The following is a 15,176-nucleotide window of genomic DNA, read 5'->3' as shown; positions in this document are numbered from 1 at the left end:
TGACAGAAATTTTAGAGCTTACCATTACATTTTAAAGTTTGCCATCATTGCATCGAAAGAAGCCTTTAATTCTTTATATGCTTCCTCGGCATTTTTAGGATTAACACTGTTCCATGAAAGAACGGCATTTCTCCATGTATCCCAAACCTTTCCCCATTCCTTAAATAAAGGACGGGCAGGGGAAATTTTATAAGATTCTATTACTGCTCTAATAACAGCCTTTTCCGTATCTGGAAGATTTGAAGCGGCATATGTTTCGGCAGGAACATTTTCCAAAATCTTACCGGTCGCTTTAAAAAAGTCTACGGCATATTTCGGGTTTACGATTTCTTTTATCATCGCTTCGGCAAGTGCATATTTTTCTGCATCTTTTTCGATACGGGAATTAATAGCAAGTCCCCAGCCGCCTTTCCAATGTAAAATCGGTTTACCGTTTAATGTAATATGGCTTATAGGATAAATTACAAGATTTCCTTTTGTCTGTTCCAAAATACTTCCCGTATCCCACGGTCCGCCCAAACGGATAACGCCCTTATTTCCATTACTGAATTCTTTATCAATATAACCCCAACCGGCATCTGCATCAAAAAGCGGAGTTTTGTTTTCATAATTGAGCTTCCAATAATTGTATATAGTTTCAATTGCAGCTCTTTTTTCTGCCGGTAAGTCTTTAAATTCCATAACCATATCGGAAAAAAGTTCCGTTCCGTTTTTCTTTCCTAAGAATTCGATTGCAGCCGAATTTGCAGGAGCAACTCCGTACCATGCATCAAAAAGAGGCAATAAAACGGTTGCAGGATCTTTTTGATTTGCAAGTTCGAAGGGTTTGGTATAATCGGAACCTTGTGCTTTTGCATTTGCTGTATTTACAAAGGTAATGAGTGTTTCTATATTAAGGGGGAAAGCAAGATATTCGTTACCGATTTTTAAGTTTCCGCCAAGTCCTAAATCAAAATTCGACCAGCCGCCCAATTCGGAAGAAATTTTTTTGGAATCGATGGAAGCTAAAGCTTCATTCTCCGCAAGTCCGTAAAGTCTATCGGCAGGAATTGCAAATAAATCTGCTACATCCTTATTTGAAGCATCTGTGGCATCAAGCCTATCCAAATGGTCGAAAGCTCCTACTTCAATAAGTTTAATTTCCGTATTCGGATGAGTTTCTTCAACCCTTTTTACTGCTTCTTTGTAATACGGCATCCAGCCTTGTTCTGCTTGTACGGTTAATACTACTTTTTGCTTTTCGGTTTTACCTCCGCAAGAAACGGTGAACGATAAAGCAAAAAACAAACCGATAAAAAATAAACCGGCTACAAATACATTTTTTTTATGTTTCATAAAACTCTCCTTATAATAAAAAGTATATCATAAAATTTACGCTTAAACAAGAATAAATTTCAAAATTTTCATTGACTTTTTTTTCGATTGCTTGTATTATGAGACTGGACAGTAGTCATTTTTTAAGGAGCATACCGATGAATTGGATTTTGTATGTCATCCTTCCTGCTGTCTGTATAATTCTTGGATGGACGATTCGCTGGCTTTATGCCAGATTTCAACTATCTGCTTCTGAACAACGTGCAGAACGGATTTTACAGGAGGCAATAAAAGATGCTGAAGCTCAAAAGAAGGAATTCCTTCTTGAAGCAAAAGAGCAGCTGATTCGGGAACAAAAACAGCAGGAACGGGAAAATAGGGAGCGCAGGAGTGATCTCCAGCGTTTCGAACGCAGATTGGCACAAAAAGAGGAAGTCCTCGATAAACGTGTCGAAACTGTAGAAAAACAAGAAAAAGAGCTTATCAAGAGGGAAGCCGCACTTGATGAGAGGACTGAATTTTTAAGCGGCGAAGAAGAAAGATACAGGGAAGAGCTGGAAAGAATTTCCGGTTTGACCCAGCAGCAGGCAAAGGATTTGATTATCCGTGACTTGGAAACTGAAGCAAAGCATGATGCGGTTACTATTATAAATAAGATAGAACAAGAAGCTCAGCTGACGGCAGAAAAAAAAGCACAGGATATTCTGATTACGACGATCCAGCGTCTTGCAACGGAAACGGCGAGCGACATTACTGTCTCAACGGTCAGCTTGCCCAGCGATGAGATGAAAGGAAGGATTATCGGCCGCGAAGGCCGCAATATCCGAGCCTTGGAAACTCTTACCGGTGTAGACATAATAATCGACGATACCCCTGAAGCTGTTGTAGTATCTTGTTTCGACCCTGTGCGCAAAGAAATTGCGAGGGTTGCCTTGGAGAGATTGATTCTTGACGGCCGAATTCATCCGGCTCGTATTGAAGAAATTGTGCAAAAGGTAACCAGAGAAATTTCGCAAAAGGTTTATGAAGAAGGAGAAAAGGTTCTATTCGACCTCGGCATCCATAACATGAACCAAGAAGGCGTAAGGGCCTTGGGAAGGCTTTATTTTAGAACAAGCTATGGGCAAAACGTACTTCAGCATTCTAAAGAAGTAGCCATAATCGCAGGAATGATTGCAAGCGAAATCGGTGCAAATGTCGAAATCGCAAAACGCGGTGCCTTACTGCATGATATCGGAAAGGGAGCAGAAACCGATTCCGATAAAAACCATGCCGAAATAGGAATGGAGCTTGCAAAGAGGATCAATGAAGATCCGAGGGTTGTCAATGCCGTAGGAGCTCACCACAATGATATAGAGCCTACCTGCGTTGAATCGGTAATCGTACAGATTGCAGATGCAATTTCGGCTGCAAGACCGGGTGCAAGACGCGAAACTATGGATAACTATGTTAAGCGGCTTGAAAACCTTGAACAGCTGGCTGAAGGCTTTAGCGGAGTTGAAAAAGCTTACGCAATCCAAGCCGGAAGGGAATTACGGGTTGTTATCAACAACGAAAAGATTTCCGATGCCGATACCAAGATTTTGGCTCGGGACATTGCAAAAAAAATCGAAAACGATTTGCAGTACCCCGGAAGAATCCGCGTAACCCTTATACGCGAAACGCGTATCGTAGAATACGCCCGCTAGTTTTTATAAGCTTAAAAAAAACACCCTGTAGATATAAAATCTTACAGGGCGTTTTTTTATTTAAACTATCAGTAAATAAACTATTATTTTGTCTTTAGATACTCATTTATTGCAGCAGCGGCTTTTCGGCCTTCACCCATTGCAAGAATTACGGTAGCGGCACCTAAAACAATGTCGCCTCCTGCCCAAACTCCTTCGATTGAGGTTTTTTGGTTTTCGTCAACGACGATATTTCCTTTTTTGGTAACTTCCAAGCCATGACTTGTTTGAGACATAAGGGGGTTTGAGTCGTTTCCGAGGGCAACAATTACGGCATCTACCTTTATTTGGTGCTCTGTTCCGGGTTTTGCTACAGGCTTTCTTCTGCCTGACTCATCGGGTTCGCCCAATTCATAGTCTAAAACTTCTATTGCGCAAACCTTTCCTTCTTTATCTCCGATTATTTTTGTGGGGTTTTGAAGGAAGCAGAACTCTACGCCTTCTTCCTCGGCGTGGGCAACTTCTTCGATTCGGGCCGGCATTTCTGCACGGGTTCGGCGGTAAATACAGTAGACTTTTTTACAGCCAAGGCGGTAGCCCATTCTGGCAGCATCCATAGCAACGTTTCCGCCTCCGATTACGGCCAAGGTTTCAGCCTCATAAAGAGGGGTATCGGAGTGTGTTGCATCATAGGCTTTCATGAGGTTAGCCCTTGTCAAATACTCGTTTGCGCTAAAAACACCGATGAGGTTTTCGCCTTCAATTCCCATAAATTTGGGAAGACCGGCACCGGTTCCGATAAAGGCGGCATCATATCCGTCTTCTTTTAAAAGCTGCTCAAGAGTCTCGGTTCTTCCTACCAAGAAGTTGGTTTTGAATTCAACGCCCATCTTTTCGAGGTTTTCGACTTCCTTTGCAACGATTTCTTTCGGCAAGCGGAATTCGGGGATTCCGTAAACCATAACGCCGCCTGTTTTGTGAAAGGCTTCAAAGACGGTTACCGAGTGGCCTTCCCTGCGGACATCTGCTGCAACGGTCAAACCGGCAGGGCCTGAACCGATGATAGCAACTTTTTTTCCGGTTTCGGGAGCAACGGGCGGAATGGTAATCTTATTATTGTTTCTTTCCCAGTCGGCGACAAAGCGTTCAAGACGGCCGATGGCTACAGCCTGTTCCGTGGATTTGAGCATCTTACCTACAGTACAAAAAGCCTGGCACTGCTTTTCTTGTGGACAAACGCGTCCGCAAATTGCAGGTAAGAGGTTTGTTGTTTTTATAATATCGACAGCCTTTTTATAATCGCCTTTTTGGATTTCGGCAATAAATTCAGGAATCGGTATACCTACGGGGCAGCCTTTAACGCAGGGCTTGTTTTTGCAGTTTAAGCATCTTTCCGCCTCAATGCGGGCCTGTTCATCGGTGTAGCCCATGGCAACTTCATTCATCAATGAGGCTCTTTTATGGGGATCGAGGGTAGGCATTTCCTGAATAGGAATCTGAGCCCTTTCTTTAGGGGTTAAGGTTTTGCCCTTTAAATCGGCCCAAAGCTGTTTGGCCCGATCTGAAAGCTCTTCATGGGTTACGTGTTTATGACATTCTTTATTTATATTTTCCATATTTTTCCGCTCCTTAATTAAAAATACCGGACTTGCACTTATGCCTATCCTGATCTTCGCGTCCGCGGAAGGCCTTCATTCTCATCATCATATTATCAAAGTCAACCTTGTGGGCGTCGAATTCGGGGCCGTCAACACATACGAACTTGATTTGATTGTCTACGGTTACACGGCAGCCGCCGCACATTCCCGTACCGTCAATCATAATCGTGTTAAGTGAAACCGTTGTTTTTATTCCGAATGGACGGGTGGTTTCGGCACAGAATTTCATCATTATGGGCGGGCCGATTGCAAAGACTTCGTCGGGAGGCGTTTGACTTTCACAGAGCTCTTTTAAGGGTACGGTTACAAGGGCCTTTCTTCCATAAGAACCGTCATCGGTTGTAATGATGAGCTCATCGGCAATAGCTTTCATTTCATCTTCAAAAACGATTAAGTCCTTGTTCCTTGCTCCGATGATAACTATGAGTTTGTTTCCTGCTTCTTTAAAAGCTTGGGCTATAGGGTACATGGGGGCAACACCAATACCTCCGCAGACACAGGCAACCGTTCCGCACTTTGTGATGTGGGAGGGGCGTCCAAGAGGGCCTAAAATTGCAGCGATAGAATCACCTACATTTTTGTTGCAAAGTTTGATGGTTGTGGCTCCTACGGCCTGAATAACGAGGGCAATCCAGCCTTCTTCGGCGTTCGCATCGGCAATCGTGAGGGGAACTCTTTCGCCGAAGTTGGTATCTATTTGAACGATTACAAACTGCCCCGGATGCCTGTTTTTTGCGATTTCCGGTGCTTCAACGCGCAAATAAAAAACCTCAGGCGAATATTGCCGTTTTTCAAGTATTTTGTGCATAATCATACTCCTTAAGGTTTATAATCTATAAAAAAATAATGATTTAAGATGTTAGACAAGTCTTCAAATCAATGACAACCTTAACAGGTTATTATATCAAAATTCAAAAAATCTTGCAACAGGCGGATTCTTTTGAATTTTATAGAACAGACTAATTAAGTCTAAATATTTAGATATTAGATAGTTAAAAACCTTTTTTTACTTGACTAGGAACAAAAATAGTATTATCTTTAAATTATCATATAAATATAAGGCGGAAAATATTATGAATGAAAAAATTACAAAAGCTTTAAACGAACAGATAAATAAGGAAATGGAATCGGCTTATCTTTATCTTGGAATGGCAGTACATTTTGAAGCAGAGGCTCTTTTAGGCTTTGCTCATTGGATGAAGGAACAAGCTAAGGAAGAAATGGAACATGCCTTAAAAATATACAGGTACTTATTTGAAATAGGCTCAAAGCCGATTTTAGGTGCGATAAAAGCTCAAAGCACAGAATACGGAAAACCGATCGATGTAATAAAAAAAGTCTTAGAGCATGAAAAATTTGTAACGGCTTCAATTACAAGCCTTTATGAACTGGCTCTTGCTGAAAAAGATTATAAAACCCAAGCCTTCTTAACATGGTTTATTAATGAGCAGGTTGAAGAAGAAGCCAATGTTACGGCTATCTTGGATAAATTTAAGTATATTGATAACAATGCCAGTCTGATGATCTTAGACAAAGAACTTGCGGCGAGAACTTAAATTTTAAAAATTGGAAACCGGCCCCTTATGGCCGGTTTTTTATTTTATCAATGCTTGAATTTCTTATTTTTTCGGTTTATAATCCATTTTTATAATAGGACTGCTGATGATTAAATTTAATATGGAAATTGACGGATTTTGCGGCTCACTTTTTTTACCTGAAAAGGCCTTTTCAAAAACAAAGGCTCTTATTTTTGTAGGGAACCTTGAAGAAGAGTATTTATCTGCAAAGATAATGGCAGAGCTTTTCTCAAAAAACGGTATCAACTCATTGGCTCTAGCTTATTTCGGTGAAAAGGGAACCGTTCGAGAGCCGGCCCATATACCTTTAGAATATGTTGAAAAAGCCTTAGATAAGTTAAACAGGATGGGTTTTTCTAAGGTAGGTATTTGGGGATTTGCTGAGGGTGCCGTTTATGCTCTTACAGCCGCTTCCTTCTTTAACTTATCTTGTGTAATTGCAGTTTCGCCTTCTCACCATGTTTTACCTGCATACAGCCGGGCAGGTTCGGTTTTTAAGCAAAGATTTATGAGCGGATCCTTTTTAAGTTTAGGAGGTAAAGATTTAGCCTGTTTATCAGCTCCTAAAATAAACCGAATTAAGCTTTTGTTTCAAATGATTTTTACCAAAAAAGAAGAAACCGCTGATATTTTCCGTGAAGAAATGATTAAGGCCTCAGCCGATTCTATTATTCCTGTAGAAAAAATTCACGGTAATATTTTAATTATGAGCTCCGATGAAGATAGAATATGGCCCTCAAAGTTCTCAGGCGAGCAGATTATGGATAGACTTTCTTCTAATTATTTTAAGTACAAAAAAGAACATATCATATATCACTTCAGCAGTCACTATCTTCTTCCATTTAACCTTGCCGGTGTTAGATTAAAGCACAGGCTAAAGTATTTTAAGATAGAGCGTAAATATAGCAAACAATGTAACCGCACCCGTATAGATGCTTTTAATAAAACTCTCGACTGGCTAAAAAAATGGTAAAAAGAGATGTGGTCAAAGGCTAGGGTATAACTAACAAGGTTTCGAGGCGTACAGCCGGCGGAGCTTCGAAGCTAAGACACTTACCTTTCTCTCAAGGTATCATTCTTTTTTAGAAAAATTAAAAGAAAAGCACATTGATCCGAAACGGTAGATTTTCAGTCCGGAGCCTTCGGCTTTCTCCGGTTTGTCTAAAACACTACATTACCTATGTTTCAAGCTCAACACAGTGTCCTGTTTTTAGATAGAAGATAAATGTCTTAACCTCGATGGGCTTATCAGAATTTTCTTTAAGATTTTCCGATTCGGTTTTTGCAAGATCGAAGGCGGCTTTTTTATAAATCTTCAGCTGAGTTAGGTGTGCATCGGGGTTTTCTATTTCGTCGGTTTTATAATCTACAACATAGACTATTCCGTCTTTTTTAAACAGTAAGTCTATCTGCCCGCTTACAATTTGTCCTTCATAATCCGTTAAAAAACCGTATTCGCTTTTTAATTTTTCGGCCTCTTTTGCTAGAGCATACATATCCGAATTAAAGAAATTATCTGCCCAAGCATAAATCTTTTTTCTTTCAACTTCGGAATGACCTTTCGGATAGATAAATTCCTTATTTAAAAGACGGGCTTCTATTAGGGAGTGGGTAAGAGTTCCCAGCTCGGCAGCCGTAAATTCTTTTTGTTCATCTCTATCTTCAAAAGAATCAGGCAGCTTATCTTTTTCGGAAGTTAAAGAATACAAATAACCTTCTCTTGATTTTTTATTTACCTCATGAGCAAGACCTGTAGCGGTTGTTATTCTTTTTTCCGCAAGATTAAATTCTTTTACCTTAGAAGAGGCAAAAAGTTTTTCAAAATTTATTCTTTCGCATTTTTGCTTTTTGGAATTGTTAAATAACGCCTCTCTTTCAAGAGGTAAGAATTCATTAAAAACAATATCTTCATGCTCATCGGGAAGAGCAGGCAAAAGCAACTCAAAAAAGCTTATAGTCTTATCCGAAAGTGTAAGCAAGGTTTTTATTTCTTCAAGGCTTCTCGAATCTGAAGATGAACAATCGTTATCTTCATTTTGTAAATGATTATATACACCGCTTATAATTAAATAGGATTCGGCTCTTGTAGCTGCAACATAAAGAAGCCGTTTCGTTTCGGCAATAAGTTTTGCATTAGCCTTATCACGCAAGGATTCAAAAATCAGATTGCCAGCTTTCGCAGACAAGTCCGGAGCCTTGGGAGAATACAAAACAGGCCCCATATCTTCATTATAAAAAACGAGTCCCTCTTTTTTTTCAGGGATACCCCTATTCCCGCAGTCGGGAACTATAACAATAGGGAATTCCAAACCCTTGCTTTTATGCACAGTTAAAAATTGAACAGAGTCTTTTTCATCATCTAAGGGAACCTCCATATCATCAAGCCTTTCATTATCTTCAATATGAGATGAAAGCAAATCAATAAATTGAGAAAAAGTTAATCCGTTTATATCGGCTTGGCAGGCGAGCTCAAAAAGGTAATCATATAAATCCATATAGTGATGATTTTCTTCATTGCTCAATAAAAAATATCTATAAGCTTCTTCATACCAAAGATATGTGACCGACTCGGCACAACTCATAGTTACAACATTTTTATTCAAGCGAGCAAATAAATCGCAAGCCCGCAAATAGGCATCCTTATTTTTTCCGCTTAATTTTTCCGCTAAAGAAATATCGAAGGCTTTTGTAAAATTTAAAAGTAAAACTGCAAAGGCATCATCATCTATATTTACAAAAGGCGAATGTAAAACTTGAGCATAAGTTTTTTTATCGGAAGGATAGGCTATAATTTTAAGCATAGCATAAATATCATTTATAGGTGCATCATTAAATAAACCTCTCTGCTGCACACTCCTATAAGGAATACCAAAATTGCGGAAAACTCTCTCGTATGTACTTTGCTTTGTAGAAGCTCTAAGCAAGACGGCAAAGTCGCTCCATGAACAAGCTCTTGCAGATTTACCGTCCCTAACTTTAAAACCTTGATTATGCAATTCTAAAATTCTTTTTGCAAGATAAAAGGCTTCCGTTTCTACAGGACTAAGAAACCGGCTTAAATCTTCCAATACATTAAATCTTTTTTTATCAAAAAACATTATTTCAATTTTCGGTTCAACGCCTTTTACGGGAGCTCTAGTTTCAGTCGGCACATATTCCGCCTCATATGGAGGAACAAATCCGTTTTTTTCTAAGGGCTTATTTATCTCGGAATAAAAAACTTTGGAGAATATTGTATTAAATAAATTTATAAGAGAAGGCTCCGTGCGGTAATTTATCAAAAGCCTTGTAGCGGCAAGTCTTTCTTTATCCGAAATATCGTCCGCAAGTTTTCGGAATACGGAAACATCAGCCCCTCTAAAAGCATAAATCGACTGCTTCTCATCTCCGACAAAAAAAAGTTTATTGGGACAAAGCTCCTGAGGACCGGGAACGGATTTTTCGGAGCGTTCAAATTTTTCTGCAATTAAAAAAAGTAAATCTCTTTGCAGACTATTGTTATCTTGAAATTCATCTATCATAATAATGTCTGCATTCTTTTTATAAAAGTTTCTTAAGTCCACATCATTTATCAAAACATCCACAGCAAGTTGTGACACATCCGAAAAAGTTAAAAGACCTCGCTGTTTTTTTTCATATATATATTCTTTTTGAAGTTCTTCAAGCATATCAAAAAAAGGAGCCAAGAACTCACGCGAGTACTCAAAATTATAAATACACACAAGTTTTTCATATATGACTTTTAATTTTTCTTTTATTTCTTTTACGGTATCATTTCCTCTACCTTTTGCTGTTTTAGAAATTTTGTCGACAGTAGGAAGCAGCTTAATAAAGGCTTCATCTTTTGCCGATTCTGGAAAATGAGGAAGGGTAGAAAACTCGCTAATAGCTTCTTCCGTAAAATTTTTAGAAGGATCGTTTTCTTTTATAAATTCAAAAACATCAAAACATTCAGCTAGAGTTTTTCTTTCTTCATCATCATGATATTTTATTTGAGCTTCCAAACTTTTTTTAAAATCGATTGGTTTTGAAATCAAAACATAATTACTTAATAATTTTACAAAAAGGCCCGACACAAAATCATCTATTCCGTTATCACCCAAAAAAAACTGCATCGTTTTATCCGAGCGCATTTTCAAAAAGAAATCCAAGCCTATGCGGTAAGCCAGCTTTTCCGATTCGGTATTATCAATGGTAAAATCGGGAGAAATACCTAAGTTTCTACATGCATCTCTTGCTATTCTATTGCAAAAAGAATCTATCGTCGAAATTTTTGCAAGATGAAATTTTTCGATAGCGTTTTTTGCATTAGGATGATCTATTTTTTTTAACTCGGTATAAATTCTTTTGTGCATTTCGGCTGCGGCTTTTTCGGTAAATGTTAGAGCTATTATTTTTTCTACGCTGACACCCTTTTCAACAACAAAATAAACATAGCGCGCAGCCAAAACTTTCGTTTTTCCGGAACCGGCTCCCGCAGCAATTACGGAATTTTTTTCAACGCTTACCGCATTTTTTTGATTTTCATTTAAGCTATCCATTATATTTTTTATATAATCATTCATCTTAATCTTATCTCCAATAAAATTTACTTAACCGAATAAGCTGTTCTGCAAATATGTTTAAACCCGCATGTACTGCATGTTTCAAATGAAACGGTAGAAGGTTTTGTAAAATCTTGGGTTTTCATAAGCTCTGCAAATTTTTCTGCTTCATTAATAAATGCATCGATTGAAGATTGAAAATCTTCACGGGTTCTTTCAGATCCGCTCCGTGTAACAGGAATAGCTTCATTATCGTTTACAACCTTGTTTATTTTTTGCTGCACAAAACTTAAAAACCATGCATGTTCTATAGTTTCAAAATTTTTCTTTTCTTTTGTTGAATCCTTTTTTAATTTGGATTCAGCCAAGAAGATATACATTGGTATCTGAAAATCTGTCAATTCTATTTCTTCCGCACTTGAATTTTTTTTACCGTAGGAAGAATAAGCCGGCATATTATTTGTTTTATAATCTATAATTACTCCGCTCCTCTCATCCTGCGGAAAAGAAGCCCTGTCTATTTTACCCCGATATAAAATGCCGTCATTTTCCATTTCTATCCATTCTTCTACCCACTTAGGCGCATATCCGTCCAAAAGCGAAGCATCGCTTTCTAAAACAAAATTGACGGCTTCCTGAACCCTCTTTTTTAAGGATTGAATAAAGGGCTTTGCCAAAGCACCTCTAAAATCAATGGATTTTTCTGCAAGGTCATCGAATATTAAAGAAGCTCTTTCAATATAATTATCTAAGTTTTTAGAATTAAAATATTTATCCGTTGAACCTATCTCTTTATAAAGAATTTCCAAAACATTGTGCGAAAGGTTGCCGATATTTCTGGCATCAAAGATACCTGCATCATAGTTTTCCGAAAAGACGGAAAGAACTTTTTCTAAAAACCATAAAACGGGACACTCGGTAAATATTTTTAAATCGGTTTGACTTAATTTAAGAGAACCTTCCTTAAATAAATTTTCTTCCATATATGAATTTAATTCTTCGCTAATCTTATCGTATGAATTTTGCAAATAAGAAAAATCTTTTTTCCTCTTTAATGTTGAAAATGTTGAGACTGCATTTTTTTGAATCTTATATATTGCAGAAGTTTTCTCTGAAGCCTCTTCTTTCTTTAAGAGATAATCGAATAAAAACGAATCATAGGATTTTAATTCTTCTATTTTTTTATTTACCCGTTCAGCATTTTTAATTTCTTCATCTTCAGAAATTTCAAAAAGATTATTTATAATCAAATACGAATTAAAATTATGAGGACTAAAACTAAAAACGGTATTTGGAGATTCTGTATAGGCTTCAAAAAAATAAGGCGATGCATCGGTTTCAAAAACACCCAAGGCTTCTCTTTTATCCTTACGCAAAAAAGAAAGTTTATTATAAATAATATTTGTATGGTCTTGACTGCAATTTAAAACAAAATGATAGCTAAAAGGAGTTGCGGCGGCAACTCTGTAAGGAAAAATACTTACGGCAAGCCCTGTATTTTGAGGAACATAGATAGCCTTATCCAATTCCGAAATAAAAAACTTAAACCTGTCACAGGGCATGTAGGCTTCAAACTTATCTTCCAAATATAAAAGTTCTTGAAGACAAGAAATACAGCGGCCCAAGATTGCATTATCTTTTTCGGAAAAAAGATTTTCATCTATCAATTCATTTCTAAATAAAAAATAATTTTTTTGTAAATCTGTAAAAGTTTTAGATTCGCAAATTCTATTTACGGCATAATAAAAATTATAAAACCAATCTCTCGCTTTTTCCTTTTGCTCAACTTCAATTTCATCTCTTTCATAATTTATTTTAAAAGATTCAATCCAAATATTTTTATAAACAGTATCTTCTTTATTTTCTTTCCACGATACTGCACAATTATTTTTTACTCCGTAATCTATTAAAGCTTCAGCTCCTTCCCTATCCTTCCAAGGGATGTGCTTATTTAAAACAATCGGTTTTATAAATTCAAAAGCAAAATTATTTTGCACACAATCATAAATAAGGGAAAAAAGTTTACCGGCTTGTTCAAGTCCCAACTTAAAGCCCGAACGGAATTCTGCAGGAATCCCTCTAAGATAAAATTCTCTTTTTATATAAGCCGCATAGTTTTCAATATCAGGAACACTTACGGCAATCTCATCCGCTCTCACTCCTTCACTGAGAAGTTTTTCGATTTGTAAAACGGTATTTTTTAATTCGCTTCTGGAATTTTTATAAACATCAATTAAGTTTTCTTTTTGATTAAATTTAGGACATGGAATATAGCTGATTTCTTCCTGCTGCCTTAAAAGCTCCGCATGTTCACCAAAATCTTCCATCAATTCGGGATAAATAATAATATATTTTTTTTGATATGAATAAAATTCGGAAGAAACCCAAGAAGGTTCAAACAAAGAATTCTTTTTTAAAAAATCGGTATACTCATTCTTTAAAACAATATAGTCCCTCATTTCATCATCGTTTGAAAAATCAGAACTTTTATCGGCATAGCGTTTTTCAAAGTGATCAAGCTGGGGTAAAATCCCTGCAATCCATTCGGAAAATACGGCACCAGTTTCGGCATAGTCTTCCGGAATAAGAAATTTAAACAGCGGTTTTCCGTCTTTTGCCTTTTCCGAATTAAGACGGCTTATATATTGGGCAAAAATTCTGCGCACCGTATTTGATACGGGACTTAAAGAAGCCGCCTGAGAGACAAGACAAGATTCTTTAAAGCCGTCCCACGACATATAATTTTCAGAAGGAATGGTTCCCAATCCGGTAATACTAAGCGATTTTTGAAACCACAGCCTTGAAGCAATCCTCGAAGGAAATACAAAAACGTTTTTTAAATCCCGTCCATAAGTCTTTAGTGTTTGTTCTATTAAGTTCATATCAAACGTGATTATATCATAAAATGTAAAAATTATTAAGAGCTTATTTTTTTCTTAAATTAAGAATACTTTAATTAAGAATTTTTATGCCCTTTCCAAAAAACAAAATTTATAGTACTATAAAAATATGAAAATAATTATAGTTGGCGGCGGTGTTACCGGAACGGAATTAGCCCGCAGGCTTATAAGAAAAAAACATGATGTTGTTTTGATAGAACGAGATGAAGACACAGCACGCCATGCAGCTAATAGGCTGGACTGTATGGTAGTACAGGCAGCAGGAAACGATACTCAAATCCTCTTGGATGCCGGAATAAAAAAGGCCGAAGCCATGATAGCCGTAACCGACTCGGATGAACTCAATATGATAATCTGCGGCATCGCGGATAGCCTCGCCCCACAAGTTATAAAAATAGCAAGAGTCCGTAATGAAGACTATGTAAAGGCCCTAAACTTTTCGGAAGAAAGAACTCTGGGTATAAACGCTCTGGTTTATCCCGATGAAGAAGCGGCCCTCGCTGTGATTCAAGCTATCGAACACGGAGCCGTCAGCGACATTCTATCCTTTGAAAATTCAAACTATGAACTTTCCCGATTTAATGTTTGTGAAAAAAGCACTCTGGACGGCCTTGCCGTTTTTGATATCAGAAAATATGTTGACATACCCTTCATTGTTGTAAGTGTTGAGCAAAACGGAAAAAATAGAATTCCGTCAGGCGACACTATTTTAACGGCAGGAACACGGGTTTCAATTTTAACAAAGCCTGAGCATATAAAAAAATTTTATGAGTTGTCAGGATTCGAAACTCAAGAATTTAAAAAAATTGCTTTGGTAGGAATGGGCCGAATAGGAAAAAGCGTCGCAGAATACCTGCTTAGAAATTCAAAAGGAAAATCATTTCTGTCAAAACTTTTACCTATCAATCTAAATCAAAAATGGAAGATTTCCATTATCGAGACCAATGATAAAAAGGCAAAGGAAGTCGCTGCAGAATTCCCCGAAGCTTCTATCTATAAAGCTGATGTTACAGACGAATCCTTTGTAGACGAAATAGGCCTTGACTCATTTGACTTGGTAATATGCACAACACCGAACTATGAATTTAATATGATTGCCTGTGCATACTTAAAAACCCTTGGTGTTTATAAAACGATATCTCTCGTTCAAAGTGCCGTACTTGAAAATGTTGCATATAAGATCGGTGTCGATGTCGCAGTTTCTTTTAAAGATGTAGTCGTAGACTCTATAATGAGCCATCTTGTAAGCGAAAACGTAACAAGCGTTCATACAATGGGTGACGGTAAACTTGAAATAATAGAACTGCAAGTCTCCGAAAAAAGCCCTGTTCTCGGACAAAAACTAAAAGATATATCTCAGCATGGAGTCTATCTTGTTCTTCTTGTTACTGATGAAAACGGAGAACAGATTCCTACCGGAGATACGGAGGTCAAGGCCGGGTATAAAATTGTATTTATAGTAAAATCTTCGCGAAGCGACGAAATTATAAAAATGTTCGGAGGTAATTAGATTTTA

At 37.5% G+C, this 15,176-nt stretch carries 9 protein-coding genes; 4 read left to right on the top strand and 5 right to left on the bottom strand.

Annotated elements, in window-relative coordinates:
• Nucleotides 1-24: 24 nt before the first annotated feature.
• Complete coding sequence (locus E4N78_RS13430; RefSeq protein ID WP_255811038.1) at nucleotides 25-1,335, bottom strand: sugar ABC transporter substrate-binding protein; 1,311 nt, start codon at nucleotides 1,333-1,335, stop codon at nucleotides 25-27.
• Between the two features lie 137 nt (nucleotides 1,336-1,472).
• Between E4N78_RS13430 and rny the strand changes: the two genes are divergently transcribed.
• Nucleotides 1,473-3,002 carry a ribonuclease Y gene (gene rny / locus E4N78_RS13425; RefSeq protein WP_255811037.1) on the top strand — a complete coding sequence of 510 codons (1,530 nt, stop codon included), beginning with the start codon at nucleotides 1,473-1,475 and terminating at the stop codon, nucleotides 3,000-3,002.
• A gap of 83 nt (nucleotides 3,003-3,085) precedes the next feature.
• Here rny and gltA read toward each other — a convergent pair whose 3' ends face one another.
• On the bottom strand, nucleotides 3,086-4,597 hold the full coding sequence (gltA, locus tag E4N78_RS13420) for an NADPH-dependent glutamate synthase (protein WP_255811036.1): 1,512 nt from the start codon (nucleotides 4,595-4,597) through the stop codon (nucleotides 3,086-3,088).
• 13 nt (nucleotides 4,598-4,610) lie between these two features.
• Nucleotides 4,611-5,447 carry a sulfide/dihydroorotate dehydrogenase-like FAD/NAD-binding protein gene (locus tag E4N78_RS13415; protein ID WP_002666100.1) on the bottom strand — a complete coding sequence of 279 codons (837 nt, stop codon included), beginning with the start codon at nucleotides 5,445-5,447 and terminating at the stop codon, nucleotides 4,611-4,613.
• A 265-nt stretch (nucleotides 5,448-5,712) separates the two neighbouring features.
• Between E4N78_RS13415 and E4N78_RS13410 the strand changes: the two genes are divergently transcribed.
• Together E4N78_RS13410 and E4N78_RS13405 are read left to right on the top strand one after the other, a co-directional pair.
• The gene (locus E4N78_RS13410; RefSeq protein WP_255811035.1) at nucleotides 5,713-6,195 is read left to right on the top strand and encodes a ferritin; all 483 of its coding nucleotides are present in this window, start codon (nucleotides 5,713-5,715) and stop codon (nucleotides 6,193-6,195) included.
• Between the two features lie 106 nt (nucleotides 6,196-6,301).
• Nucleotides 6,302-7,189, top strand: coding sequence for an acyl-CoA thioester hydrolase/BAAT C-terminal domain-containing protein (locus E4N78_RS13405; protein WP_255811034.1), 888 nt, complete (start codon nucleotides 6,302-6,304; stop codon nucleotides 7,187-7,189).
• A 205-nt stretch (nucleotides 7,190-7,394) separates the two neighbouring features.
• Here E4N78_RS13405 and E4N78_RS13400 read toward each other — a convergent pair whose 3' ends face one another.
• Nucleotides 7,395-10,781: a UvrD-helicase domain-containing protein gene (locus E4N78_RS13400; RefSeq protein ID WP_255811033.1), complete on the bottom strand. Its 3,387-nt coding sequence runs from the start codon at nucleotides 10,779-10,781 to the stop codon at nucleotides 7,395-7,397.
• 23 nt (nucleotides 10,782-10,804) lie between these two features.
• The gene (locus E4N78_RS13395) at nucleotides 10,805-13,642 is read right to left on the bottom strand and encodes a PD-(D/E)XK nuclease family protein (RefSeq protein WP_255811032.1); all 2,838 of its coding nucleotides are present in this window, start codon (nucleotides 13,640-13,642) and stop codon (nucleotides 10,805-10,807) included.
• Between the two features lie 127 nt (nucleotides 13,643-13,769).
• Between E4N78_RS13395 and trkA the strand changes: the two genes are divergently transcribed.
• Nucleotides 13,770-15,170: a Trk system potassium transporter TrkA gene (gene trkA, locus E4N78_RS13390; protein WP_255811031.1), complete on the top strand. Its 1,401-nt coding sequence runs from the start codon at nucleotides 13,770-13,772 to the stop codon at nucleotides 15,168-15,170.
• The last annotated feature ends 6 nt before the right edge of the window (nucleotides 15,171-15,176 follow it).

The sequence above is a fragment of the Treponema denticola genome, assembly GCF_024400535.1.
Lineage (GTDB): Bacteria > Spirochaetota > Spirochaetia > Treponematales > Treponemataceae > Treponema_B > Treponema_B denticola_C.
The sequence above is the reverse complement of the archived record's forward strand: the minus strand, read 5'-3'. Positions and strand labels throughout refer to the sequence as shown.